Source organism: Candidatus Pantoea carbekii, assembly GCF_000971765.1.
Taxonomy (GTDB): Bacteria; Pseudomonadota; Gammaproteobacteria; order Enterobacterales; family Enterobacteriaceae; genus Pantoea_A; species Pantoea_A carbekii.
In genome coordinates this window covers 14,881-41,383 of sequence record NZ_CP010907.1, presented here as the reverse complement: position 1 = coordinate 41,383, position 26,503 = coordinate 14,881, and the positions used below count along the sequence as shown (strand labels likewise).

At 29.6% G+C, this 26,503-nt stretch carries 16 protein-coding genes and 1 pseudogene; 11 read left to right on the top strand and 6 right to left on the bottom strand.

Annotation, left to right across the window (positions count from 1 at the left end):
* The first annotated feature begins 26 nt into the window (after window positions 1-26).
* The 5 genes from hisS to guaA all read left to right on the top strand — a co-directional run bounded on the left by hisS (window position 27) and on the right by guaA (window position 7,873).
* Window positions 27-1,310 carry a histidine--tRNA ligase gene (gene hisS, locus BMSBPS_RS00145; protein ID WP_022564394.1) on the top strand — a complete coding sequence of 428 codons (1,284 nt, stop codon included), beginning with the start codon at window positions 27-29 and terminating at the stop codon, window positions 1,308-1,310.
* Between the two features lie 166 nt (window positions 1,311-1,476).
* A complete protein-coding gene (gene bamB, locus BMSBPS_RS00140; RefSeq protein ID WP_046201047.1) occupies window positions 1,477-2,685 on the top strand; it encodes an outer membrane protein assembly factor BamB in 1,209 nt (402 codons plus the stop codon).
* A gap of 108 nt (window positions 2,686-2,793) precedes the next feature.
* Window positions 2,794-4,317 carry a ribosome biogenesis GTPase Der gene (der, locus tag BMSBPS_RS00135; protein WP_046201046.1) on the top strand — a complete coding sequence of 508 codons (1,524 nt, stop codon included), beginning with the start codon at window positions 2,794-2,796 and terminating at the stop codon, window positions 4,315-4,317.
* Window positions 4,318-4,756: 439 nt separating this feature from the next.
* Window positions 4,757-6,223, top strand: a complete 1,467-nt coding sequence (gene guaB, locus BMSBPS_RS00130; protein WP_022564391.1) for an IMP dehydrogenase — start codon at window positions 4,757-4,759, stop codon at window positions 6,221-6,223.
* A gap of 69 nt (window positions 6,224-6,292) precedes the next feature.
* A complete protein-coding gene (guaA, locus tag BMSBPS_RS00125) occupies window positions 6,293-7,873 on the top strand; it encodes a glutamine-hydrolyzing GMP synthase (protein ID WP_022564390.1) in 1,581 nt (526 codons plus the stop codon).
* 239 nt (window positions 7,874-8,112) lie between these two features.
* On the opposite strand, the pseudogene ppk1 reads toward guaA, so the two are convergent.
* Window positions 8,113-10,176: pseudogene (ppk1, locus tag BMSBPS_RS04350) on the bottom strand (polyphosphate kinase 1).
* 2,419 nt (window positions 10,177-12,595) lie between these two features.
* Here ppk1 and dapA point away from each other — a divergent pair.
* Window positions 12,596-13,474 carry a 4-hydroxy-tetrahydrodipicolinate synthase gene (gene dapA / locus BMSBPS_RS00115; protein WP_022564385.1) on the top strand — a complete coding sequence of 293 codons (879 nt, stop codon included), beginning with the start codon at window positions 12,596-12,598 and terminating at the stop codon, window positions 13,472-13,474.
* Between the two features lie 14 nt (window positions 13,475-13,488).
* Window positions 13,489-14,205: an outer membrane protein assembly factor BamC gene (gene bamC / locus BMSBPS_RS00110; protein WP_052719887.1), complete on the top strand. Its 717-nt coding sequence runs from the start codon at window positions 13,489-13,491 to the stop codon at window positions 14,203-14,205.
* A gap of 1,277 nt (window positions 14,206-15,482) precedes the next feature.
* Here bamC and dapE read toward each other — a convergent pair.
* Entirely contained in the window at window positions 15,483-16,610 is a 1,128-nt protein-coding gene (dapE, locus tag BMSBPS_RS00105) for a succinyl-diaminopimelate desuccinylase (protein WP_022564383.1), read from the bottom strand.
* Window positions 16,611-18,211: 1,601 nt separating this feature from the next.
* Between dapE and cysP the strand changes: the two genes are divergently transcribed.
* Genes cysP through cysA form a run of 4 tightly spaced genes read left to right on the top strand, consistent with a single transcriptional unit; the run spans window position 18,212 to window position 22,001 of the window.
* The gene (cysP, locus tag BMSBPS_RS00100; protein WP_022564382.1) at window positions 18,212-19,231 is read left to right on the top strand and encodes a thiosulfate ABC transporter substrate-binding protein CysP; all 1,020 of its coding nucleotides are present in this window, start codon (window positions 18,212-18,214) and stop codon (window positions 19,229-19,231) included.
* Window positions 19,231-20,061, top strand: a complete 831-nt coding sequence (cysT, locus tag BMSBPS_RS00095; protein ID WP_046201045.1) for a sulfate/thiosulfate ABC transporter permease CysT — start codon at window positions 19,231-19,233, stop codon at window positions 20,059-20,061. The genes cysP and cysT overlap by 1 nt, the downstream gene beginning before the upstream one ends.
* Window positions 20,062-20,063: 2 nt before the next feature.
* Complete coding sequence (gene cysW, locus BMSBPS_RS00090) at window positions 20,064-20,903, top strand: sulfate/thiosulfate ABC transporter permease CysW (RefSeq protein WP_044169983.1); 840 nt, start codon at window positions 20,064-20,066, stop codon at window positions 20,901-20,903.
* A 21-nt stretch (window positions 20,904-20,924) separates the two neighbouring features.
* Window positions 20,925-22,001: a sulfate/thiosulfate ABC transporter ATP-binding protein CysA gene (cysA, locus tag BMSBPS_RS00085; RefSeq protein ID WP_022564379.1), complete on the top strand. Its 1,077-nt coding sequence runs from the start codon at window positions 20,925-20,927 to the stop codon at window positions 21,999-22,001.
* Between the two features lie 167 nt (window positions 22,002-22,168).
* Here cysA and crr read toward each other — a convergent pair whose 3' ends face one another.
* The 4 genes from crr to cysK all read right to left on the bottom strand — a co-directional run bounded on the left by crr (window position 22,169) and on the right by cysK (window position 26,237).
* Window positions 22,169-22,672, bottom strand: coding sequence for a PTS glucose transporter subunit IIA (crr, locus tag BMSBPS_RS00080; RefSeq protein ID WP_022564378.1), 504 nt, complete (start codon window positions 22,670-22,672; stop codon window positions 22,169-22,171).
* A 9-nt stretch (window positions 22,673-22,681) separates the two neighbouring features.
* Complete coding sequence (gene ptsI, locus BMSBPS_RS00075) at window positions 22,682-24,442, bottom strand: phosphoenolpyruvate-protein phosphotransferase PtsI (protein ID WP_022564377.1); 1,761 nt, start codon at window positions 24,440-24,442, stop codon at window positions 22,682-22,684.
* Between the two features lie 149 nt (window positions 24,443-24,591).
* On the bottom strand, window positions 24,592-24,849 hold the full coding sequence (locus BMSBPS_RS00070) for an HPr family phosphocarrier protein (protein ID WP_022564376.1): 258 nt from the start codon (window positions 24,847-24,849) through the stop codon (window positions 24,592-24,594).
* A gap of 443 nt (window positions 24,850-25,292) precedes the next feature.
* Window positions 25,293-26,237 (bottom strand): cysteine synthase A, encoded by a 945-nt coding sequence (gene cysK, locus BMSBPS_RS00065; RefSeq protein WP_022564375.1) that lies wholly within the window; start codon window positions 26,235-26,237, stop codon window positions 25,293-25,295.
* Window positions 26,238-26,503 lie beyond the last annotated feature (266 nt).

Genomic DNA, 26,503 nt, shown 5'->3' with positions numbered 1-26,503 from the left:
GTATATTGTATAAAGAGATGTTTAACGTGGTTAAATATATTCAAGCAATTCGTGGAATAAATGATTACTTACCTAAGGATACTTTAATTTGGCAACACATTGAATGCATAATAAAAGAAGTATTATGTAATTATGGCTATAGTGAGATCCGTTTACCTATTCTTGAATATACTTCATTATTCAGACGTGCAATAGGTGAAATGAATGATGTAGTAGAAAAAGAGATGTATACTTTTGAGGATCGAAATGGACAAAGTTTGACACTGCGTCCAGAAGGCACTGCATGTTGCGTACGTGCTGGTATTGAGCATGGTCTATTCTTTAATCAAGAACAACGCTTGTGGTATATTGGTCCGATGTTTCGTTATGAACGTCCGCAAAAAGGTCGATACCGTCAATTTTATCAAATAGGTGTGGAAATCTTCGGATTAGAAGGTCCAGACATAGATGCTGAATTAATTATGTTAACATCGCGCTGCTGGAAAGCATTAGGCATTTCTGAGTACGTAGAGTTAGAGATTAACTCCCTTGGTTCGCTAGAAACGCGAGCTAGATACCGTAGAGAGTTGGTAGATTTTTTAAAACAACATTCTAATATGCTAGACGAAGATTGCAAACGTCGTATGCATACTAATCCTCTTCGTGTGTTAGATAGCAAAAATCCTGAAATTCAAAAATTGCTAAAAGATGTATCAACATTAAGTGTTTTCTTAGACGAATCATCGCGCCAACATTTTATTAATTTATGTGTTTTATTAGACCATGTTGGTATCAAATATCGTGTGAACGAACGCTTAGTACGCGGTCTAGATTATTATAATCGAACTGTTTTTGAATGGGTTGCAAAACAGGGGCTCGGTGCGCAAGGTACTATCTGTGGTGGAGGACGTTACGATGATTTAGTTGAGAAACTAGGTGGTCATCCAACACCAGCAGTAGGGTTAGGTATGGGTTTAGAACGATTAATGTTGCTAATAAAGACAATTAATCCCAATTTGGATAAAATCAGAAAGAATTTTGTAGATGTTTATGTTATTGCATTAGGAGAAGGAACACAATGTGCTGCAATAAAATTAACTGAAAAATTGCGAGACCTTAATCCTAAATATAAATTTATGACAAATTTTGGTGGCGGGAGTTTCAAAAAACAATTTACCAGAGCCAATAAATGGGGTGCAAGTATCGCATTAGTGTTAGGTGAAAACGAACTAAAAACAGGAAAAGTATTAATTAAAAATTTGCGTACAGGAAATCAACAAATGCTAAATCAAAGTGAAATTTCTATAATGTTAAAAGCATTATTGCCGTAATTAAAGAGTATTAATAATCTATATGATATCATTAAAATTAAGCCGATAAAAGGTAATGATTATTATATATCATATAGTTAAAAGAAAAATATAGAATAAATTTCTTCTAATTATCGAACTAGATACAAAAATAAATCATTCAAATTTAGTTTTCAAGAGAGCCAACATGCGATTATGTAAGTACCTGCTAATAGGGTTACCAGGACTGATGTTAGTTATTCTGTGCAGCGCTTGTTCACTCTTCAAAAATCCAGAAGATACAGTGAAAATAGTTTTGTTACACACAATAAAAAATCGCTGTATCCCAAAAATCATATGGACTACTTCCGTAAATAATGATAGTAGTAATTTGTATTCTAACTTACATTTATCTTGTTATGATGGTATGGTATATACCGCAAATAGCTTTGGCATAGTAAAAGCGCTATATGCTACTAACGGTAAAGAAAAATGGAAAATCGATCTTTCTAAAAAAATTGGTATTTTCTCAAAACATGTTTCGGCATTGCTATCTGGAGGTATTACTGCTAATGGCAACTATATTTATATTGGTAGTGAACGTGCTCAAATATATGCATTAAACAATAAAGATGGGAGTATCGCTTGGCAAAAAAGCATTTCCGGTGAAGTGCTTTCTCGTCCTATAGTAAGCAATAATTTAGTGTTATTACATACTAGTAACGGTATGGTACAAGCATTAGATCAGAAAAATGGTGCAATTAAATGGAGTGTCAGTATTGGTACGCCTGCAGTTATATCATTCCGTAGCGAAACTGCACCATCATCAGCTCTTGGTGGTGTGATCGTCAGTAATGATAAAGGAAGAATTAGCGCTATTAGTATACAGCAAGGTCAATTAATTTGGCAACAGCAACTTTCTCAAATGCTATTAGACGGTAGTAGCGATATTGAGTATCTACGTAACATTGATACAACGCCTGTGATATTAAAAGATATAGTTTACGTTTTGGCTGGCAATGGTAAGCTAGTAGCTCTAGATTTACATTCTGGACAAATTCGTTGGGAACGTGAAATGCATGGTGTTAGAAATCTTCTGATTGACGAACAGTGTATCTATCTCATTAATGATAATTATCAAATAAATGCATTACATATCAATAATGGATTATCTCTTTGGAATCAAAATCATTTGCCTCATCACAAACTAACTTCTCCAGTATTATTTAATGGTTATTTAGTAGTTTGTGATAATCAAGGTTGTTTATACTGGATAAAAAGAAGCAATGGTCAATATATAGCACAGCAGTGCATTCTTAATACTAGTTTTCAAACTGCACCGATAGTACTCAGTGATAAACTTTTTATTCAATCACAAAACGGTACAGTTTATGCTATTAGATTTCAAAAATATTAGTTTTATTGTAAACCTACTGAGTATTTTAGAATAGCTATTTAAATTTTTTATAAAAGATTTAGTAATCTAGCAAGATAGTAATGCATCATTTAAAATAAGGCAAGTTATATGCTACCTATTGTTGCACTAATTGGACGTCATAATGTAGGTAAATCCACTTTTTTTAATAAATTAACACGTACACGCAATGCACTAGTAGGAAGTTTTCCTGGATTAACTCGTGATCGTCAATACGGTCGAGTTGAGTTAAAAGGATTTGAATTTATTGTGATGGATACTGCTGGTCTTGACTATATTCATGACAATGTTAAAGATCATGCCAGATTAAAATTTAAGAAAAATATTCAAGATAACATGATAGTACAATCACTCTTAGCCATTAAAGAAGCAGATATAGTATTATTTATGGTTGATGGGCGTGCTGGTGTAGTTGCTGCGGATTACGAAATTGCAAGTCATTTACATTCATGTAATAAATCAACTTTTTTAGTTGTTAACAAAACTGATGGTCTAAATTTAGATGTAGCAATATTAGATTTTTATTCACTGGGATTCCATGAAATTTATCCAATAACTGCTTCACATGGAAGAGGAATAACCATTTTATTAGAAAAAATCATGTTAAGTTGCATGAGTACAGGTAATTTAGAACATACAAATAAAGAAAAAAATACAATCGATAAAAATTCATTAATGTTACAAAAAAAAGATAATTTTCAACATATTGAGAAAAAAGACTTTTTTCATTTAATTGATCAACCAATCAAATTAGCAATTGTAGGACGTCCAAATGCGGGCAAATCGACACTTATAAATCAATTTCTTGGCTACGATCGCGTCATGGTTTGTAATATGCCCGGCACTACACGCGACAGTATTTTTATTCCTCTAGAGCATAACAAGCAGAAATATATATTAATTGATACAGCAGGTGTACGTAAACGTAGTAGAATTGTTGATGATAGTGAACAATTTTCAATGATCAAAACAATGCAATCAATTGAGCAATCAAATGTTGTTGTATTAGTAGTGGATGCATGTATAGGTATATCGGATCAAGATCTTTCTCTAGTAAATTTTATTATAAATAGTGGACGTTGTCTAGTCATTAGTATTAATAAATGGGATAAAATATCACAGGAAAAACAACTTGAATTTAAAAAAAACATGAACTTTCGTTTGAGTTTTATAGATTTCATACGAGTGCATTTTATTTCAGCTTTACATGGAAATGGCGTAAAAAAGATATTTAAATCAGTTATCGAAGCGCACAAGAATGCTACTATGCATATTAGTCCATCTGTTTTGACTCGGATTATGAATACTGCTGTACATAATCACCAACCGTCTTTAGTACATGGACAGTGCGTAAAACTTAAATATGCACATATGGGTGGTCATAATCCACCAATGATTATTATTCATGGTAACAGATTAAAACATCTTACACTTTCGTACAAACGTTATCTAATAAATTTTTTCCGTAATTCATTAAATACAACAGGTACACCTATTCATGTTCAATTTAAAGAAAGTGTTAATCCATATAAGGGCAAACACAATCTGCTAACATCATCCCAAAAACGCAAACGTAAACGTTTAATGGATTACTTAAAAAGTAATAAACGTTAATGTAAAATAAATCTATAGATACCCATTAATAACTAATTGATTGATTTTAAATAGATTAAAACTTAATTTAACAATTTAGTTAACTTATTTATATGTAATAAATTTCAATATTATTTAATATACCTAAAATAACTATTGTCTTTTAAATTTATTTTAATAAAACAAATTCAGCGTAAAATAAAATATAGCGCTAGTATATTACTAACACAGGTTTTATTTTTCTAAATTCATTCTATGTTTTATGTAAAACTTTGTATTTATATTAAAGATTTTATTGAGAGAAGCAATTAAATTAATAGATTAATTATTTAGTTACATATATTTTTATGCAAAAATTTTATATTTTTTAAAAAAAATCTGGAATCAATTAGTTATAACCTGTATAATATTGTAGCAATATTTTATCTATTTCTTATTTATGCCAGGTTGAAATGTTGCTATGTTGCGAATTAATAAAAATGCACTTACGTTTGACGATGTTCTACTTATCCCTGCTTATTCTACCATTTTGCCGAATATGGCTGATTTGAGCACCCAACTTACAAGACATATTCGCTTAAATATTCCGATTCTCTCTGCAGCTATGGATACTGTAACCGAATCGAATTTAGCAATTGCTATTGCTCAAGAAGGTGGTATGGGTTTTATTCATAAAAATATGCCAATGGAAAGACAAGCGAATGAAGTACGTAAAGTAAAAAAATATGAAAGCGGTATAGTAACTGAACCGCAGACAGTATTGCCAAGTACAACACTAAAAGAAATAAAAGAATTAACTGAACGTAACGGTTTTGCTGGTTATCCAGTCATTAACAAAAACAAAGAGTTAGTAGGAATTATTACTGGTCGTGATGTTCGCTTTGTCACTGATCTAACACAAGCTGTTTCAGCCTTCATGACACCGAAAGAATGTCTGGTGACTGTCAAAGAAAATGAAACATATAATGTTATACTGCAAAAAATGCATGAAAAGCGTGTTGAAAAAGCACTAGTCGTAGATGAAAAATTTCACCTTCTTGGTATGATTACTGTTAAAGATTTTCAAAAAGCTGAACGTAAGCCGTATGCTTGTAAAGATATGCAAGGTCGTCTTTGTGTTGGAGCAGCAGTAGGCATTAGCACAAGTCATGATAAACGTATTGATATGCTAGTAGATGCAGGTATTGATGTATTACTTATTGATTCCTCACATGGTCATTCAGAAAGTGTTTTAGACTGCATTCGTAAAACTCGAAAAAAATATCCAGATTTAGAAATAATCGGCGGTAATGTAGCAACTGGTTCAGGTGCACTAGCATTAGTAAAAGCAGGAGCCGATGTAGTAAAAGTGGGTATTGGTCCAGGTTCTATATGTACTACTCGCGTAGTAACTGGTGTGGGTATTCCACAAATAACAGCTATTTCTGATGTAGTCGAAGCACTAGAAGGTAGCAATATTCCAGTAATTGCTGATGGAGGCATCCGATTTTCTGGTGATATTGCCAAAGCAATTGCAGCAGGAGCTACTGCTGTTATGGTTGGTTCTATGCTTGCTGGTACTGAAGAATGCCCTGGTGAAATCGAGCTTTATCAAGGTCGTGCATTTAAATCATATCGTGGCATGGGGTCGTTAGGTGCCATGTCCGTAGGATCTTCTGAACGTTATTTTCAGAGTGATAATGCTGCTAATAAACTAGTTCCTGAAGGAATCGAAGGAAGAGTGGCGTACAAAGGAAAATTAAAAGAAATTGTTCATCAACAAATAGGCGGTCTTAGATCCTGTATGGGATTAACAGGTTGTGCTACTATTGAGGAATTACGTACAAAAGCAGAATTTGTACACGTTAGTGTATCAGGTTTGCATGAAAGCCATGTACATGATGTAACTATTATTAAAGAACCTTCAAACTATCGTGTAAGATCTTGATATTTTTAAATAAAACTTTTAACTTAAAAGACAATATTTATTTCAGTCCATCCTACGGAAAATTTTTCTATGACGATCAAAAAGATTTATGAAGATTCTATTCTAATTCTTGATTTTGGTTCTCAATATACCCAGCTAATAGCACGCCGTATACGTGAGCTGAACGTATATTGTAAACTATGTACGTGGGATGTCAGTGAAAATCAAATTAAACAAATCAAACCCAAAGGCATTATTCTTTCTGGCAGTCCAGAAAGCGTTATTAATCTTAATGGTATTGATGTACAGAAATATATATTTAGTTTAGGGCTACCAATATTAGGCATCTGCTATGGTATGCAGATTATGGCAGTACAGTTAGGAGGTAAAGTTGAAAGTTCAGAAATACGTGAATTGGGTCATACCCAGTTAAAAATAATTAATAAATGCATATTAGTAGACAATATTCACGATACTATAAACACCACTGGTACATCGTTTCTACAAGTATGGATGAGTCATGGCGATAAAGTGACAGTGATGCCTACAGGTTTTTTTAATGTAGCTAGTACCCAAAATTGTCCTTTTGCTATTATAGCTAATGAAGAGAAAAATTTTTATGGCGTACAATTTCACCCTGAAGTAACGCATACTCCTCAAGGATTAAGTATATTAAAACGTTTTGTATTCGATATCTGTGGTTGTAAAACACAATGGAAATCAGATAATATTATAAAAAACACTATTAAAGATATTCGTAAAATAGTTGGAAATGATAAAGTAATTCTAGGTCTTTCTGGTGGTGTAGATTCTTCTGTAGCAGCTATAATATTACATCGTGCTATTGGTAAGCGTCTAATCTGTGTCTTTGTAGATAATGGTTTATTGCGCTTGAATGAAGCACAGCAAGTGATGAATATTTTTAGTAATGGCTTTGATTTAAACATTGTACATATATCGGCACAAGATCGCTTCCTTAAATTATTAGCAGGTAAAATTGATCCAGAAATTAAACGTAAAATTATTGGTTGTGAGTTCATTGAAATATTTAATGAAACAGCGAATAAATTAAGTGATGTAAAATGGTTAGCACAAGGAACCATCTATCCAGATATTATTGAATCCGCTGGTAAAGATACTTCAAAAACACATTTGATCAAATCGCATCATAATGTTGGTGGATTACCAAATAAAATGCAATTAGGTTTAATTGAACCTTTAAAAGAGTTATTCAAAGATGAAGTACATAAAATTGGTTTGGAGCTCGGTTTACCTTGCGAAATACTTTATCGTCATCCGTTTCCAGGCCCAGGATTAGGTGTACGCATAGTAGGAGAAGTAAAAAAAGAATATTGCGATTTATTACGAGCTGCAGATGCGATCTTTATTGAAGAATTATGCAAGGCAGGTTTATACAATAAAGTAAGTCAAGCATTTGCTATTTTTCTGCCAATACGTTCAGTTGGTATTATGGGGGATACTCGTAAATATGATAGGGTAGTTTCATTACGCGCTATTGAAACAATCGATTTTATGACAGCAAAATGGGCACATTTACCTTATGATTTTCTTGAACTTGTTTCAAATCGTATTATTAACGAAGTAAATGGTATTTCTCGCGTAGTATACGATATTTCCAGTAAACCACCTGCAACAATTGAATGGGAATAATCTTTAAAATTACTAAGATAAAATTTATTGTTAAAACAACAACAATCAAATATCTTTTTACAAAATAATACTTAACTAAATATGGCTATATATATACACTATCCTTGCTATAAGCTTACTAGGTAGCAGCACTGTAAAGATTTTTCCTAAAAAATTTATTAAATTCTGTGAATACATTTAACAATGTATTGACATCTTACAGAAGATATCATAGTAGATTAAGAGAGATATTTAAAATACTAATTTTCTTTCACTGTTTCTATATGCTTAATATAATCGTAGATTTCTAATTGTGATCTTATTTTTTTACGATTCCCACAATCTACATATTAATTACTTAACTCTTTATCTATAATACGAGCCTTGACAGTATCATTTAATAAAATAGAAATAACATTTATTATACGTTCTTTTAAACGAAGATCAAGAATTGATACGGCCACTTCAATACAGTAATCCATATTACGTGTCATCCAATCTGCAGAAGAAAGAAATACTTTCTTATTACCTTGATATTCAAAAATATAAACACGATCATGTTCTAAATAGCGATCAATAATGCTAGTAATACAAATATTTTGACTAATACCCGGCAATCCAGGTATTAGTTAACACATGCCTCGAACTAAAAGGTTAATTTTAACTGCTAAAGCTGAAGCACTATAAAGAAGATCAATTAATTCTTTATCTAACAAGTGATTAATTTTCAAAATGATTTCTGCATGCAAACCATGTAATGCGTTATCCGCTTCTGTATTAATTAATTAATATAACATAGCTCGGGTATTCTGTGGTGATACCATAAGATATTTAAAACTTACTGGACGATATGGATTTTCAATAAAATTGAATACGTAACGCACTTCATTAGTGATACGAGCATCTGCTGTTAGCAATGAGTAATCAGTATAAATACGTGCAGTTTTTTCGTTAAAGTTACCAGTTCCAATGTGTGCATAACGTATTACACGCATATTTTCTTGACGGCAAATCAAAAATAATTTAGCGTGAATTTTTAGGCCAGGTGCAGATAAAGATAACATGTACTCCAGATTCTGTTAATCGTTTTGCCCAGTAAATATTAGCTTGTTCATCAAAACGTGCCTATAATCCTATAATTACAGTAACTTTTTTACCATTATAGGCAGCATGTATCATTGCATCCATAATCCGAGAATTTTTTGCTACACGATAAATATTAATTTTTATTGCTAGTACGCTTGGATCAAAAGATGCTTGACGTAATAATTCTAAGACGTGTTCAAAAGTATAATAAGGGTAATAAATTAGCACGTCTTGTGCCCGTATGGCATCAAATCCATTTCGAAAAGAATTAAAGCCAAGGTGACGAATAGAAGGCAATAGAAGATGGACGAGATTTTTTTCCTATATTTGGAAATTTAATGAAATCTTTGAAATTATGATAACGACTTCCAGGAACAACTGAATTATAATTAGAAATTGATAGCTGATGACAAAGCAGTTTAATCATTGGACTGGGCATGTTGCTCTGATAGACAAATCTTACTGGTTCTGCCTTAAGACGTTGTTTTAATTTAGAAGACATAAGTTCCAGTAAGCTTGATTCCATCATTTCTGTAACTAAATCATATTCAGAATCTCGAGTCATTTTCATAGAAAAAGCATTCAATATATCATAATTAAAAAAACCATTAAAAATTTCATCAAGGCAATAACGTAAAATATTATCAAGTAATATCATTGAATTAGATTTGTTAAATGATTGTGATGGTAAATGAACAAAACGTGTTACTTTATCAGAAGGAATTTTTAAAAGGGCATAGCGAATATTACCTTTATAAATAATTTCTATCGCTAAATTAAGTATAATCATCTTTAAGAAATTGTATTAAATTAGTATGTTGATTTAATAGAATGGGAATAATGTGTTGACGTAAATGATTTTTAAAAAAATACCGCAGCCATTCTTTTTGATTACATGATAATTGACGTTCATTAATTAAAAAAATTTGATTAGATTCCATTTCCATTAAAAGATCATTGTAGACTCTATCAAATAGTTGGTCAGACTTTTGTACTTGCTGCTGAATTTTTCTTAACAAATAGTGAAGCGTAGGAGATAGGCGCTGTTCTTCTTCGGTTAAGATGCGTCTTTTAAGATCAACAAAACGTACCTTGTAGAATTCTTCTAAGTTTTTGGAATAAATTCCAAGAAAGCGAACTCTTTCAATTAAAGGATTACTTTTATCCGCTGCTTCCTGTAAAAAACGTTCATTAAATGATAACCAGCTTAATTCTTTTTCTATAATACAAATTTTTATAACCTATTTAAGCTTTACCATAGCGTTACTATATAATATATTCAGAAATCTGGTAATATTTTTATTCTACATGATATACTTTAAGTCCTATTATAGCCTAAAATTATAAGAATGATTTAAAAATTAATCTTATTAATGTCATAAGTGACAATATTAAGGTCGCTTATGAATCGTTCAATTAGATAAAATATATTTATATATCTATGAAAGTTCATTACGAATTTTAGTGAATATGTATTTTAAAAAAATATCATACTAATTTATTAACTAATATCTCTGATCAGTTTATAATGTTGCTTTATGAATTAAATATCATCTAAGGATGCTTTTCCTTATATGAATTAATAGATATGCTTGTAATACAACCTCGTTATGAAAAATATAAATAATGTTCTTAATTGATTTTGTAAGATAATATGTACTTTTATCTAGATGATTAGTAACGAAATATAAACCAATACTGTGTGTAATACGTATCTGGACGTTTTAAAAACCAAAGATGATGAGAATGAATACCTAGATGTTTTTTTCGCAAAGAAAACTACATATTTAAGAAATCATTGATCATAAAATGCAATAAAAACATTGTGTTAAAAAAATTATAATCACTTACTAGCATTACTAAGTTTAAATCATAATAATGAATTTTTCTACGGTCTAAAAATAATAAGTTTTAAGATCGTTAAAATAAATATTAAGTAACACATGTATAGACATACTATTTTTTAAATATTAATTAATTTTTTCCTAATTTTTTGTTAAAATAAAAGCAATATTATTATCAATTTTCACTTAATTGCACAAATTTAAAAAAATAGCCTGAAGATTATTTTTTGAGATTGAAAAGACCAATTTCTTCATGAATTAAAAGTTTTTTAGTTAAATTAAAAATTTTAATCATACTAATTTTACACACTTTTTCATTTCTGCTTTTATGAATTAAAAATTCATATCAACATTCCATAGAAATGGATAATAATTGTACATATTATACTTAGATATAATATATTTTTTTCTATCTATTGCTAATTACTTTCTTGTAATTTGCCGAAATTTTTGGTAATGCACACACAGAAATATCTAAAAAGCCACAATCTTTAAGATGCACTATTGTAAGTACTTGAATGGTTAAAGAAGAGCTAAGATATTTTTTATGGAAATAAGAGAGACTGTTAGAAAATAATTTCTTAATCAATTATTTGCATTAATTTATTCATAAATTGTAGGAATATATGACTAATATAAAAACTCTTTTCTAAAATTAAAGACTCACTACAAAGTAAACCGCTTAAAGTTAATTCAATTAATGTATAACTACTCTTTATTTCAAACTATCAATTATTTTTGATTATTCTAGATTTACGTAAAAACTTATAAGTATCATTCTACTAAATAGTATTGCTCTCATTTTTTATCTATTAGTAAATTACTTGAATGTAAACAACTTTAAATACCTTAAATAAATAGGCTAAGGGGCATTAATATTTAATTTACTAATAATAGTATAATAAATAAAATAAGCTTTAGAGATCAACTATAATATTATTTACATATCTTATAACTATAAGCATACTGGTACTGTCGTGAATATTTGAAATTCATTTTCAAATGCAATTTAGCGCTCTTTCCATTTGTGATACATGCTAATATTAGTTCGTTATATATATTTTATAACGTACAAAGCGCACTATAATTTCAGTAATAAGTAAAATATTTTTAGTAACTAAAAATATTTATTTGATTATGTATTTTAAATACAATCAAATATTATTTTTTTTAGAAAAAAATATAAAAATTTTTTATGCTAATTTTCAATAGATTGAATTTGATATAAAATATTTTATATGATTAGTATTAGTTAATAAAAATTCAAAATTAAATTTTATGAATAATTTAATCGATAGACATAAGGATTAATTTAAGATAGTTTTAATTATTCCCGTTAATATGCTTATATTATGAATCACTTCAATATTATTGAAAATATTATCTTATAATTGGTTAAAAATCATAGAAGCTTTGTTTATTCTTTTCTAAGGATCATAGTAAAATTTTTTTTGATAATAGTATTGATTAAAAATTTCAACATTTTTAAAAGATCCTACTGAAATTTCTATTAATATCCCAATTTACATAAAAATTAAATATGACAATTTTAATGTATACAGTAATTTAATAGTATTTTATACTTATATTTAATTGTATTATCATCTCATGATATACTTTACACATATGATATACATATTTTTTTATATATCCATTGTAAAAAGGTATTCAAAATTTTTTACATATATTTAATAAAATTTAATGAAAGTAAAAAACATATTATATGTGGTATAGTATATGCGTAATGATTCACTTGCTTTTCTTTTCATATAAAAAGCAACATGAAACACTTGTTTTTTTAGGGAGATTATTCATGTTCACGGGAAGTATTGTTGCACTTATTACACCAATGGATCAAAAAGGCAATATATGTCGGACAAGTTTAAAAAAACTTATTGATTATCATGTTGCTAGTGGAACTCAAGCGATTGTTTCGGTTGGTACAACTGGCGAATCAGTGACTCTTAGCTATAAAGAACATGCAGAAGTAGTCATGATGACGCTAGATATGGCAGATGGTCGTATCCCCATTATCGCTGGTACTGGTGCAAATGCTACATCTGAAGCGATATTTCTTACAAAATGTTTTGCTAATTCTGGTATAGCTGCATGTCTAACAGTCACTCCTTATTATAATCGACCTACACAAGAAGGTTTATATCAACATTTTAAAGCTATTGCAGAAAGTACTAATCTACCTCAAATACTTTATAACGTCCCTTTGCGTACCGGTTGTGATATTCTACCAGAAACCGTAGCACGCTTGGCCGAAATCAAAAATATTATTGGTATAAAAGAAGCAACAGGTAATTTGTCACGTTTTAGTCAAATACAAACGTTAGTTAATGATGATTTTATTTTAATAAGTGGTGATGATGCGACCGCATTGGATTCGATGCAGTTAGGTAGTAAAGGTGTAATCTCAGTTACTGCTAATATTGCCGCACCTGAAATGGTTTCACTTTGTAAATTGGCATTATTAGGTGATTTTGCTCAAGCACGTCAATTGAATAAACGTCTTATGTATTTACATCAAATGCTTTTTTGCGAACCTAATCCTATACCTGTGAAATGGGTTGCAAAACGGAAAGGATTAATCATACAAGATACTTTACGTTTACCAATGACACCATTAACTGAAGAGGGTCAACTTAAAGTAACACAGGCATTAATTAATTCAAATATAGGATAATTTGTGGAGATTCAATGAATTATTCAAACAAATACTCAATTTCTCACATTTTTTTTGTTTTTTTTGCTTTAATATTATTATCAGCTTGTTCAAATTCTAGTTATCAGATTCACGTTCTACCAATAGATAATAATAATGAGTTTTACTTGCACTCTGCTAGACTATGTGATCTAAAAATGCCAACAGGGATAATTTTGCCATTACAGCATAGTGAATATGATATACCTCAGAATATTTTTCGCGGTCCGATTGGTAATAAATTAAATATTCATCCTCCAATAACGCAGTCATTATCACTCATGAATGTCCTCTCCGCAGAATACATTAATAACACTGGTATTATTTATGTCAACGATAGTCGTAGTGCAATTTGGCCAAAAATAATTAATATTATGCATTTCTACAAATTACCTATTAAACAACGTGATGACAGATCACAACAGTTGATAACTGATTGGATTAAATGTCACAATTATGATATCGATGTAAATCATCATTACAAGGCTTTTTATCAGATTAATCTTTGTCACGAGGATAATCGACAAATTTTAAAAGTGCGTTTATTAAAACTGATAAAAGGAACAAAATCTGTTAATTCACCAGATCAGATACGATACTATACTCTTCAAATGTTAAATGATTTTATTTTAACTATGGATGATAAGATAGATGCTGGTAACCAAAGTCTAATAATGAAATTAATTAAATATTTTAAATTTAAAACATATTGATAATTAAGATCTAATTCTTAGTAGATTTTTGTTCTGCTGAATTTTATTAGCTATTATTAAATATAAAATATCAACTGATTAAGGATAGTTAATTATGTATTATGGTAAGTAAAAAATATTTAATATAGAAAATATTTTAATGAAAATACCGTTAAATGATATTAATCATTATCAGTAATACAGATGTTTGAAAAATTATATGCCAAATTAATTCTAGCATAAAATATTAACAAAATTATGAATGAGTGATGTTCAAGATGCCTTGAATAATCCAATATTATATATTATACTTACTAATCTTTTTAATATTATTTAAATTTTTTTAGCGTTTAAGTGTACTAGCACGTTTAATGCTCTCCGGTAAAGGAAAAACCATATATTCTATTAATAACATAAATCTATAACTGTCAGAATTCTACAGAGATATCACGTCAAAAAATGATATACAAATAAAACCAGTTAGTGCAAATAACTATCAAACAATAAATTCAATTAGGTTTGACTACTAAATGACACCAACAATATATTCACTTTCATATAAAAGATCATTACAACATAATGAAATTATAGTAAAATGACAATTTGCAATGCTACCTATTAAATAGGTAGCACATAATTGTATAGCTCCAGATCATTCATCAGAAATTTAGTTATAAAAAAGCTTATGAACGTGCACTTTTGCTGCTAAATCTTTTTTAAAAAAATGATGCTAACCACAATTCAAATAATTAACAATTAACAAATCTTATTTTTATTAAGAAGCGTTTAACTTGGTAAGGAAAGTATATGTTATAACAATTTGAGCCTTAATGTAGACAAATTTATGATTTATTATGTAAATTATTTGATGAAGTAAATCTTAGTTTAATGACTTTAAAATTCGAATTTTATTTATTTAAAATAAATAACATTCGACAATAAATTTTGGTTATATATATTCGCTTATCGAAAAAAAGTTTTAAAAAAATGGATAAAATCGTTTTGGTCAGAATATACGTAGTTTAATTAATGTAGATTTAAAGCTGATTATTTATCTGTAAAACTTAATAAAATCGAAGCGTTACAAAGTATAATAAATATATTTTATAAATATTTTACAAAAAATTAATAATCATATGTCTTCTTAAAGTAAGAGATTATTAAAAACTAGGCAAAAATTACTTTTGTATTAAAAATATTCTTTTTATCTCAGTACATCAGATGATTTATCGAAAATATTATACTGCTATTTTAACAAGTATATTAAAACGTTTTTTAATGAAATACTGATTTTAAAGCTAAGCAATTAACTCTTGCATAATATGTTGATACATACTAGATAGTACTTTTAAATCAGATATTTTTACACATTCATTAATTTTATGAATAGTCTTATTTATAGGGCCTAATTCTACAACTTGTGTACCCATACGTGTAATAAAACGTCCATCAGATGTTCCTCCGGTAGTTAATATACGCGGTTTAATTTTATTACAGCTTATAATGGCACTTACAACAGCATCAATTAATTTACCTTTTGAAGTTAAAAAAGGTTGAGCAGACGTATTCCATTCTATGGTATAGTGTAGTTGGTGACGTTTAAGCAATGATTCAACTTGATCTCTAATCATCACATCAGTAATTTGATTACTAAATCGGAAGTTAAACTGTACGGAAAATGTGTAAGGAATAATATTATTACTACCACTGCCAGATTTTAAATTAACAATCTGCATTGTAGTAGGTGGAAAAAAAACGTTTCCTTTATCCCATTCTGTTTGAATAAGCTCATTTAATGCAGGTATGCTACGATGAACTGGATTTTCTGCTAAATGCGGGTATGCTACATGACCCTGTATACCGTATACTACCAAATTACCTGTAATTGATCCACGTCGCCCATTCTTTATTACATCACCGACAATCTCATCACTAGAAGGTTCACCGATAAGACAATAGTTTAAACATTCTTGACGCAATATTAATTTGTCAATTACTTTTGCCGTACCATTAAAAGCACTACCTTCTTCATCAGAAGTCACTAAAAATGCTAAACGTCCTTTATGATTAGGATATGCTGCAATAAAATATTCTGCTGCTACTATCATAGCTGCTAACGATCCTTTCATATCTGCAGCACCCCGTCCAAATAAAATATCTTCTTGAATAAAAGGTTCAAAAGGATTATGTATCCATAAACTAGCATCGCCAGGGGAGACTACGTCAGTATGACCAGCAAAAACAAGTGTTTCACCTTGACCACGTGTTGCCCAAAAATTCTTTGTATCGCCAAAATTCATCGATTCTACTAAAAAACCAATAGCTTCTAAGCGTTCTATCAACAGAGTTTGACATCCTGCATCATGAGGAGTAAGAGAAGGTAAGCGAATTAGCTTTTGAGCCAAATCAACAATTGGACAATACATATTTTTTTCCCACAGAAAACGTTTAATAAAAATTATTAATTTTTAAATATTAATAGTTTATTTAAAATAAGTTGTATGTATTTTTTAGATTAACTAAGCACATAAAGCATGCATTTTTTAAGATTATTAACTTTTTGTTTCTATCTGATTTTATATGTATTGTGCTAAATAATTAATACGTTAACTTACTATGTATTTTAATCATGTTAGCATAACATGCCTTAAATAATTTCATTATATTATCAACTAGCATGATTTAATGAAAACAATACAGATATATTCTAAATAGCTAAAATTTTTAATAAAGATGTAATAAAATTTAATATTCACAATTGTAAGAAATTCAATATCTTTTGTAAAGATAAAAGATTTAATATCACAAATAAATAAGAAACCATAAGTGAATCATTTCAAATAATTACTTTCAATTTTTTGAATATCTAATTACTATAGTTATAAAATTTCATCAATTAGATTTATTAATAAATAAAAATAGTAATCTATCTTATTAAGAGCGTTTTTTTAAAACTAGAAATTTATTATATTTATCAATATTGAGATAAATCCTGTATTATAATTTCGTTATCTATTGTGAAATAGATATTCAGAAGTAGGATATTACAGTGACTGAAATAACAGTACATTATTTTATAAACCGATTTTTTTAAAAAATCGGTTAGAATAACTGATGATAAAATCATAATAGTAATTGAATATCATATCATTATTTTAATTCATATACTGAATCTTACTTAATATTTTATTATAAATTAAATTATAAAAACTCATTAATCAAAATAAATTATATCTATTTTGCAAGTTAAATTTAATAGAAATTAGTTCTTTACTTTAGCAAGATATTGAAGAATTAATTACATTCATTATCAATAACATTATTTTTATAATCTCTATAAAATAATTAATAATTTAATTTAAACATAAAATCAATGTTTATTATCTTTTTATAAATCTGAATTATTGAATACGGAGTTGTGCGCATCTTTTAATGAATTGTTAAGAAAAAAACTAGTTTTTTTGGCTAGTTAAACATTGCAATAGTAGTTCAGAGATACATTTTAGTTATCAGTGAGTCATTAATTACAAGATAATACACATCAATTTGTATTTATTTTTTTCTATACTTGAAATCATTTTTTTAGATTTTTATATCTTATTCTTCGTTTTATAATATAGTACATAGTTAGAATTAACAATATCACGCAGTATATTCTGAGAGAGTTTTTAAAAATCGTTTGAAAATTATTTAGTTTAGCGATATATAAAAATACTTATTTGATTAAATTATTTATATATAATCTAAGCATTGATTATTTTAATTCAGTTACCAATAGATAAATATAGTATTATTCAATCGGAAATAATTAAATTCTATTTTTATGTAATCATATAAAGCATTTAATCAATAAATACTATAGTTATATAAATATGTTAATTCATTTTTTCAATCTTACATATAACTTTATGATTTTTTAGAATTTAAAATCTCGAAATAATATATAAAAACATTATTAATTTTCGCAAAGTTATAAATACACTGGCAATATTTAATAGCATTAGTAATCACCGTTTTAAGGTGTAAAATGATATTTTTGATTTCGAAAAAATGTTTTTTGTTTTTTATTGCTGTATTATTAATAATAGCATGTATAGTTCAAGCAACAGAATTACTTAACAGCTCTTATGATGTTTCTAGGGAATTATTTATTGCACTTAATCGTCCTTTTAAAAAGCATTGGAATGCTAGTCACCCTAATGATAAATTAATTATTAAACAATCGCATTCAGGTTCATCAAAACAAGCACTAGCTCTATTGCAAGGATTGCGTGCTGATGTAGTAACCTATAATCAAGTTACAGACGTGCAAATTTTACATGATAAAGCGTGTTTAATTCCAACTAATTGGCAAAGCCGTCTTCCAAATAATAGCTCTCCATTTTACTCTACTATGGCTTTTTTAGTGCGTAAAAATAACCCAAAGCATATTTATGATTGGTCTGATCTGGTATGTAAAAATGTAAAACTGATTTTTCCTAATCCAAAAACTTCCGGTAATGGTCGTTATACATATCTCGCTGCTTGGAATGCAGCTGATCAAGCGGATGGGAAAAATAAACTTCAAACTGAAGCTTTTATGACAGCTTTTTTAAAGAATGTTGAAGTATTTGATATTGGTGGACGTAGTGCGGCAACTACTTTTATTGAACGTGGGTTAGGTGATGTATTAATTAGTTTTGAATCAGAAATCAATAACATTTGTAATCAATATAGCAAAAATAAATACACCGTCATAGTGCCAAAAATTAATATTTTAGCAGAATTTCCGGTAGCTTGGATAGATAAAAATGTTCAACATAATGGAACTACTCAAGTTGCTCAAGCTTATCTAAATTATCTCTATACTCTAGAAGCACAAGAAATTCTCACTAATTTTTACTATCGTGTAAATAATTTTCAATTAATGGAAAGTAAAAAATCATATTTTCCAACAACTGTACTATCTAAAGTTACTGATCAATTTGGTAGTTGGCATAAAGTTATGCAAACTCATTTTGCTAGCGGTGGTGAATTAGATAAATTACTAAACATAGGGCGATTTTAATGCTTTCCCTAATACGACAGCGTGTTTTTCCAGGTTTTGGTCTAAGTTTAGGAACTAGCCTACTTTTTACGTGTCTAATAATCTTATTACCTATTAGTGCATTAGTGATTCAATTATCAAAAATAACATTTTCTCAATATTGCGATATCATTACTAATCCACAATTAATTACAGCTTATAAAGTAACTTTTTTATCGGCAAGTATTGCATCTTTATTCAATGCGATATTTGGCATGTTGATCGCATGGATTCTAACTCGATATGATTTTTTAGGTCGTATATTTTTAGATAGTCTAATTGATCTACCGTTTGCATTGCCCACTGCAGTTGCAGGTTTAACTTTAGCAGGATTATTTTCATCAAATGGTTGGTATGGTCATTGGCTTTCACAATTTGATATAAAAATATCTTATACTTGGGTAGGTATTGCAATAGCCATGTCTTTTACGAGTATCCCTTTTGTAGTACGCACAGTACAACCAATTTTAGAAGATCTAGCGCCTGAATATGAAGAAATGGCAGAAATTTTAGGTGCAACTTCATGGAAAATTTTTCAACGCGTAATTTTACCAGAAGTTGCACCTGCATTATTATGTGGCACTGCTTTATCTTTCACACGTAGTCTGGGAGAATTTGGAGCTGTTATTTTTATTGCCGGCAATATCGCTTGGAAAACAGAAGTAACATCGCTAATGATCTTTATAAAATTACAAGAATTTGATTATCCAGCAGCTAGTGCTATTGCTTCAGTGATATTGATTGTTTCTTTAATACTATTATGCATTATAAATACTTTCCAAAACCGCTTTGGTCGTCGTTTAGGAAACTAATGATGTCTGAATTTTTAAAGTTATTCCAATTTAATAAAAACTCTATCAACAACTATAGTAAATGGTTACTTATTAGCATAGGGATTATAGTTTGTAACATATTGTTAGTAATACCCATGATCTTTATTTTTTGGAAGGCATTATGTAACGGTATAGATGCTGTTTTCTATAATTTAAAAAATCGAGAGATGTTACACGCTATTTGGCTCACCATGTTGGTCGCTTTCATTACTGTACCAATTAATTTATTTTTTGGTGTATTGTTTACTTGGTTAGTAACTCGTTTTACATTTTTCGGTCGTCAACTTTTATTAACATTTTTTGATATACCATTCGCTGTATCACCTGTTGTAGTAGGTTTAATGTGCTTATTATTTTGGGGAGTTAATAGTCCAATTGGAAGTTGGTTGGACAGTTATAATATCCAGATTATGTTCTCTTGGCCAGGTATGGTTTTAGCAACCATTTTTATTACTTGCCCATTTATAGTTCGTGAATTAATACCTGTCATGCTTAGCCAAGGAAAATATGAAGATGAAGCTGCATTATTATTAGGTGCATCAGGTTGGCAAATGTTCTTACGCGTTACACTACCTAACATTCGTTGGGCATTACTTTATGGAGTCGTATTAACTAATGCACGTGCAATCGGTGAATTTGGTGCAGTATCTGTAGTATCAGGTTCTATTCGTGGTGAAACTTATACTTTGCCGCTTCAAGTTGAATTATTACATCAGGATTATAATACTGTAGGTGCGTTCACAGCTTCTGCATTATTAGCTTTAATGGCAATGTCTACATTATTTCTAAAAAGCTTATTGAAATGGCAAAAAGATAATTAAATGTACTAATCGGATAAAATCATGAGTATTACAATAAAAAAAATTACTAAACAGTTTGAAAATACTGTCGTATTAAATAATGTGTCTCTAGATATTTCTACTAGTCAAATGGTAGCACTGTTAGGTCCATCCGGTTCTGGAAAAACTACTCTTCTACGTATCATTGCTGGTTTAGATTATCAAACTAGTGGTCAAATTTACATTAATGAAAAAAATGTGAGTTCGTTGCATGCACGCGATCGTAGGGTAGGTTTTGTTTTTCAAAATTATGCACTTTTTCGTCATATGACGGTATTTGAAAACGTTGATTTTGGTCTAACAATACTTCCACGGCATAAACGACCTTCTATGCATGATATAAAAAAACGAGTACACAATTTATTAGAAATAGTACAGTTATCACATTTAGCAAATCGTTATCCTTCACAGCTATCCGGCGGACAAAAGCAACGTGTAGCATTAGCACGTGCACTAGCAGTAGAGTCCCAAATTTTATTACTTGATGAACCTTTTGGTGCACTAGATGCACAGGTACGTAAAGAGTTACGACGTTGGTTACGTGAGTTACATAAAGAATTAAAATTTACAGGTGTATTTGTTACCCATGATCAGGAAGAAGCAATAGAAGTAGCAGATACTTTAGTAGTTATGAAGCAAGGAAATATTGAACAGGTTGGTACACCAGATAAAGTATGGCGAGAACCACAAACTCGTTTTGTACTGGAATTTCTCGGAGAAGTTAATTGTTTCAAAGGGATAGTACAAGGTTCATATTTTTATATCGATGAACATTGTTGGCCGTTAGGATATAAATCTATATATGAAGGCAATGTTGAAATTTTCTTGCGTCCTTGGGAAATTAGCCTTTCACGTGAAGTAAGTTGCGAAACATGCTGGCGTGTTAAGATAGTAGATATCAAGCCACGCGGACATTTTTGGCAGTTAATGGTACAACCTACTGCTTTGGATCAAAAACCCTTTTCCGTAGTATATAATATTCAAAATATCTCTCCAACTTACGGTGAATACTTATTTATTGGGCTAAAAAAAGCACGACTTTACCATGGAACAATACCGTTACATCAAATGAAATGTTAAGAAAGTTGTAACATCATATAATAGATTATTTTACAAAGGCTTTTATTTTATTTATAGAGCTATAAATAATATACCGTTTTAATGTTTACAAAGTTAGTTAATAATAAAACGACACCTATTGAGATGCCGTTTGATATTCCAAATACAAACTATAACCAAAGTTATTGCTATTTTTTAACACGCATAATTAATGTTTCTCCTACTATTGCCTTTCCAGAAAATTTGACTAAACTTTTAATTTCGTCCATATTAGAAACTACTACAGGTGTAAGCGTAGACTTTGCTTTTTCTTCAAGCAATGGTAGATTAAACTCAATTATTGCATCACCTTTTTTTATTTTTTGACCTTCTTCGGCTATACGTCTAAAGCCTTTACCTTTCAGCTCAACTGTATCGATACCAAAATGGACAAATATTTCAATACCGTTATTTGATTGAATTGAAAAAGCATGGTTAGTTTCAAAAATCTTACCTATAGTACCATCAATGGGTGCTACCATTGTATTACCAATCGGTTTAATAGCAATACCGTCACCCACGATTTTCTCAGCAAATACTACATCAGGTACATCTTCAATATTTACTATTTCGCCCGACAATGGTGCAACAATATCAATTGTTCCTAATGCATTCTCTAATTTGTCACCAAAAAGTTTAGAAAACAAACCCATGATTTTCTCCTAAGCAGTAATTAGAGGCCAATGATCTCGTGGATTAACAGAGAGCTTTTCTTTATCAAACTTATTAATTAACTTCATTAAAGATTCCGCTGTAGGTTGAGTAAGAGCCTGTTCAGCTAACATTTTTGCATTTTCGAAATTGCCATTACGAATAATCTTTTTTATTTTTGGGATTGAAATAGCATTCATACTGAATTCATCCAATCCCATTCCCAAAAGTAGCAGTGTAGCACGTTCATCACCTGCTAGTTCACCACACATGCCTGTCCATTTACCTTCAGCATGTGATGCATCAATCACCTGCTTAATCAGATTAAGAACAGAAGGTGTCATCGGGTTATAGAGATGCGAAATCAAATCATTACCACGATCCACTGCTAAAGTATACTGTGTTAAATCATTCGTTCCAATACTAAAGAAGTCAACTTCTTTTGCTAAATGATGTGCCATGACAGCTGATGCGGGCGTTTCTATCATAATACCTACTTCAATAGTTTCATCAAAGATTTTACCTTCTTTACGTAATTGAGTTTTCAGCATTTCAAGCTCGATTTTTAAACTTCTGACTTCTTCAACCGAAATAATCATTGGAAACATAATACTCAGTTTACCGAAAGAAGACGCGCGTAGAATGGCACGGAGTTGAGCATGTAAAATTTCTTTTTCATCCAAGACAATACGAATGGCACGACGTCCGAGAAAAGGATTATCTTCTTTCGGTAAATTCATATACTTTACATCTTTATCACCACCAATGTCCATTGTGCGTACAATCGCTTTCCGTGAACCTATCGCTTCAGCAATTATTTTATAATTTTGGAATTGCTCCTCTTCCGTTGGTAAAGAATGACGGTCCATAAATAAAAATTCTGTACGGTATAGACCAACCCCTTCAGCTCCATTGTATTCTGTAGCTATAATGTTATGCACAGCATCAATATTAGCACATATTTTAACTCTGTGACCATCTAATGTAATTGCAGGCAAATTTTTTAGTTTTAATAGTTCTTGTTTTTCTAATATGTAAAGAGCTTGAATTTCCTTCATTTTTTCTTTTATTTCATCATTTGGATTAATATAAATATTATTATTTACTCCATCTAAAATTAAAAAATCACCATTTTTTACTTTTATGGTTGCATTACCAGTTCCTACAATAGCGGGGAGTTCAAGAGATCGCGCTATAATAGCAGTATGTGAGGTAGAGCCTCCAGAATCGGTAATAAAACCTAATATTTTTTTAAAATTCAACTGCACGGTTTCTGAAGGTGTTAAATCTTTTGCTACTAAAATAGATTCTTCATTGATCTCTTCGAAGCGCATAATATGTAAATTAAGAATATTTTGTAGCAGACGCCGACCTATGTCACGTACGTCAGCCGCACGTTCTTTTAAATATTCGTCCTCTAGTTGTTCTAGTGCTTTAACTTGAGTATGAATTACAGAATAAACAGCAGCATCAGCTGTAAAATAATCTTTTTTAATTAAATCTGTGATTTCTTGCTCTAATTCCGCATCTTCAAGTAACATAATGTATCCTTCAAAGATCATAGCGTTATCTTTACCAAATACATTACAAGCTTTTATTATCATATCTTCAATTTGTTTAACCGTTTTACTTCGTCCTAACAGGAAACGCTCAATTTCTGTTGTAACCTGTTTTTTAGTGATTTTTTGACAGTTGACAACTATCTCATCTTGCTGAAACAGTAAAGCTTTACCGAAAACAATGCCGGGTGATGCTAAGATACCTGAAATCATAATGTTACCTTTAATTAAGATTACCTGTTAACATCATAGGTTGTCATTTTTTTCGTGTTTTTATTTACAAACTAATATAGATCTATCATTTAAAAAAACGAATAAATTATTTATAAATAAAATTATATTATAGATATACAGTTAAAAATTTATTTTTGTTCAGCTAAAATATTCACTAAACATTCAATTGCTTGTTTTTCGTCTTTACCCTCGGCAGATAAGGTCACTATAGTACCTTTAGCTAAACCTAAAGTTTGCAATTTAAATAAACTCTTCGCACTAGCAGATTTACCATTATATGTCACTGTAATTGTAGAATGGAAAGATTGAGCTTCTTTCACAAACTGAGCTGCAGGACGAGTGTGAAAACCATTAATTGCAGTAATTATAACGTCTTTTTGAAACATTTTATTCCCCAATTTTTTATTACTGTAAAGTCTTAATATCAGATCTAGCATGCTAGATCTAAATTTAATTTATCATTTTCAATGCTATAATAAATCCAAATCAATATTAGATAGATGCATTATTTGTGTAATAAAATTGAATACATCTTTTAAAAGTATTTTAAATCGTATGTTATCTTTACTATCAATTAAATTAAAAAAATACTCTCCTATATGAAAAATTTTCAACGCATTTTTTCTATTTTTAATCCTAATGAATATTTTAGATAAATTTTCTAATTAACAAAATTTGGAAATTTCACATCATTATAAGAATACATTCGGTGTTCAAAAGCACATTCAGTTAATAAAGATAATTAATTTAATATGTATGCAGTTTTAAATTAAATAATATTTAAAATATTTCAATATATAATATTTAAAATTTGCAGTTTTTTGGTAAATTAATCAGTGAATAGCATAGTGCTGAGATAACGCTCACCAGAAGAAGGAAGAATTACTACAATATTTTTATCTTTAATATCTTCATTTTCTTGAATTTTTAAAGCAGCAGCGATCGCCGCACCAGAAGAGATACCGGCTAAAATACCTTCTTCTTGCATTAACCGACGAGCATTAATAATAGCTTCATCATTAGTAATAGTGATAACTTGGTCAATTAACTTGAGATTAAGATTAACTGGTATAAAACCAGCACCAATTCCTTGAATTTTATGCGGACCTGGTTTAATTTCTTTTCCTAACAAAGTTTGAGTAATGACAGCTGATTCAGTAGGTTCTACTGCTATAGTAATCAGTTCTTTTTTGCCTTTTATATTCTTAATATAATGACTTACACCACTTAATGTACCACCAGTACCAACACCAGAAATAAATATATCTATTTTCCCATTTGTATCTTGCCAAATTTCTGGGCCAGTTGTTTTTTGATGAATTTCAGGATTAGCTGAATTGCTAAATTGCTGTAATAAAATATTTTTTTTAGGGTTGTCATTTGCAATTTCTTCAGCTTTTTCTATAGCCCCTTTCATGCCTTTTTGTCCTTCTGTTAATATTAGAGTCGCTCCTAGAGCTTTTAGTAATTTTCGACGCTCAAGAGACATGGTTTCTGGCATAGTTAATGTTAGTTTATAGTTTCGTGCTGCTGAGACGTAAGCTAATGCTATACCAGTATTACCACTGGTTGCTTCCACTAAATTAGAACCTGGTTTTAAAATTCCGCGTTTTTCGGCATCCCAAATCATATTCGCTCCTATACGACATTTGACACTAAAACTGGGGTTGCGCGATTCAATTTTTGCTAAAATTCTACCGTTACCAATGCGATTCAGACGAACTAGGGGCGTATGTCCTATTGTAAAAGAGTTATCTTCATAGATTTTACTCATAAGTTATCCTTCAAAACATAAAGATTGTGAATTCTTATAGAATACATATTCTTTATTGATATTTTAAAAATCGTGTTATATAAAAATATAAGTACAAAATTTTTTTAAGATATTTAAATAAATTTAAATATCAATAGCATTTTAAAAAGTAATACGTTAATTACAGTGTAATAATTTATTATCCCTCTTCAATTAATCTACATTTTTTTATTATTTGCTAAATGTTTTTTTGAAAATGATGTATTTTTTAAAAAAATTATTAAAAT

What these genes read in the sequence shown, in the direction of transcription:
- der (WP_046201046.1), top strand. Translation starts at nt 2,794, where the DNA reads ATGCTACCTATTGTTGCACTAATTGGACGTCATAATGTAGGTAAATCC.
- cysW (WP_044169983.1), top strand. Translation starts at nt 20,064, where the DNA reads ATGTCTGAATTTTTAAAGTTATTCCAATTTAATAAAAACTCTATCAAC.
- dapE (WP_022564383.1), bottom strand. Translation starts at nt 16,610, where the DNA reads ATGTATTGTCCAATTGTTGATTTGGCTCAAAAGCTAATTCGCTTACCT.
- bamB (WP_046201047.1), top strand. Translation starts at nt 1,477, where the DNA reads ATGCGATTATGTAAGTACCTGCTAATAGGGTTACCAGGACTGATGTTA.
- BMSBPS_RS00070 (WP_022564376.1), bottom strand. Translation starts at nt 24,849, where the DNA reads ATGTTTCAAAAAGACGTTATAATTACTGCAATTAATGGTTTTCACACT.
- bamC (WP_052719887.1), top strand. Translation starts at nt 13,489, where the DNA reads ATGAATTATTCAAACAAATACTCAATTTCTCACATTTTTTTTGTTTTT.
- guaB (WP_022564391.1), top strand. Translation starts at nt 4,757, where the DNA reads ATGTTGCGAATTAATAAAAATGCACTTACGTTTGACGATGTTCTACTT.
- cysA (WP_022564379.1), top strand. Translation starts at nt 20,925, where the DNA reads ATGAGTATTACAATAAAAAAAATTACTAAACAGTTTGAAAATACTGTC.
- cysK (WP_022564375.1), bottom strand. Translation starts at nt 26,237, where the DNA reads ATGAGTAAAATCTATGAAGATAACTCTTTTACAATAGGACATACGCCC.
- guaA (WP_022564390.1), top strand. Translation starts at nt 6,293, where the DNA reads ATGACGATCAAAAAGATTTATGAAGATTCTATTCTAATTCTTGATTTT.
- ptsI (WP_022564377.1), bottom strand. Translation starts at nt 24,442, where the DNA reads ATGATTTCAGGTATCTTAGCATCACCCGGCATTGTTTTCGGTAAAGCT.
- dapA (WP_022564385.1), top strand. Translation starts at nt 12,596, where the DNA reads ATGTTCACGGGAAGTATTGTTGCACTTATTACACCAATGGATCAAAAA.
- cysP (WP_022564382.1), top strand. Translation starts at nt 18,212, where the DNA reads ATGATATTTTTGATTTCGAAAAAATGTTTTTTGTTTTTTATTGCTGTA.
- crr (WP_022564378.1), bottom strand. Translation starts at nt 22,672, where the DNA reads ATGGGTTTGTTTTCTAAACTTTTTGGTGACAAATTAGAGAATGCATTA.
- cysT (WP_046201045.1), top strand. Translation starts at nt 19,231, where the DNA reads ATGCTTTCCCTAATACGACAGCGTGTTTTTCCAGGTTTTGGTCTAAGT.